Origin of the sequence: Pseudomonas sp. K5002 (assembly GCF_013386655.1) — a bacterium.
GTDB lineage: Bacteria > Pseudomonadota > Gammaproteobacteria > Pseudomonadales > Pseudomonadaceae > Aquipseudomonas.
Genome location: NZ_JACARK010001308.1, coordinates 1 through 940, shown reverse-complemented (window position 1 = coordinate 940; position 940 = coordinate 1). Strand labels below are relative to the sequence as shown.

Sequence of the window (940 nt, the reverse complement as noted above, 5' to 3'; positions counted from 1 at the left end):
GGTGAGCATCAGCACGCTGGCCAGGGCGGTTTGCAACAGCATGCGCTGGCGCAGCGGCAGCGGGGTGGTGGCGGCGCTGGCCAGGCCTTTGTCGACCCAGGTGCGGCACTCGCTGACCAGCGACAGGCGCAGCCACAGCGGCACACCGCCCAGGGTCAGTTCGATGCCGGTGGGCAGGTCGCCCGAGGCTGAAAAGGCCCACTCCAGCGCGGTGCGGATGGTGTTGATTTCCGGGCCGTAGAGGCCGATCCAGGTCTCGGGAGAAAGCCCGTCGAGGGTCTGCCCGGCTTCCTGCAATACGCCCAGCGCATACAGTGCATGACGCTGGCGGGTGGCGTCGGCTTCGCCGTGTTCGTTGAGTTTCTCCAGGGCGTAGGCGCGGGTGGTTTCCAGCAGGCGGTAGCGCTTGAGCAACTGCGATTCACCGGCGATCAGCAGCGACTTGTCCATCAGGCTTTCCAGCAAGGGCAGGGCATTGCGTGCATCGAGGGTGCTGCTGGCGGTCATGGCCTTGACCGCGTCCAGGGTAAAAGAACCGGTGAACACCGCCAGTTGGCGCAACATGGCCTGTTCGTCGCCGGTGAGCATCGAGTAGGTCCAGTCCAGGGTCGCGCTCAGTGAACGGTGGCGGGCGAGGGCGGTGCGCCGGCCGGTCATTTGCAGGCGGAAGCTGCCGTCGAGCAACCCCACCAGGTCCTGGATGCCAAAGGTGCGGACCCGCGCTGCGGCGATTTCGATGGCCAGGGCGTTGCTATCGAGCTTGCGACAGATGGCGCTGGCGGCGGCGACGTCGGTGTCCTTGAACACGAAGCCGGGGTCGAGGGCCTTGACCCGTTCGATGAACAACGCGATGCCCGACCAGGTCATGGCTTGCTCGGCACTCAAGTTCACGTCTTCGTCCGGCACCAGCAACGGGGCGAGGTCGTGTACCCGTTCGCCC

General features: G+C 66.2%; 1 pseudogene. It reads right to left on the bottom strand.

Going from position 1 to position 940, the window contains the following annotated elements:
• Window positions 1-940 (bottom strand): annotated as a pseudogene (locus HX846_RS35920) (transcriptional regulator); the annotation flags it as partial.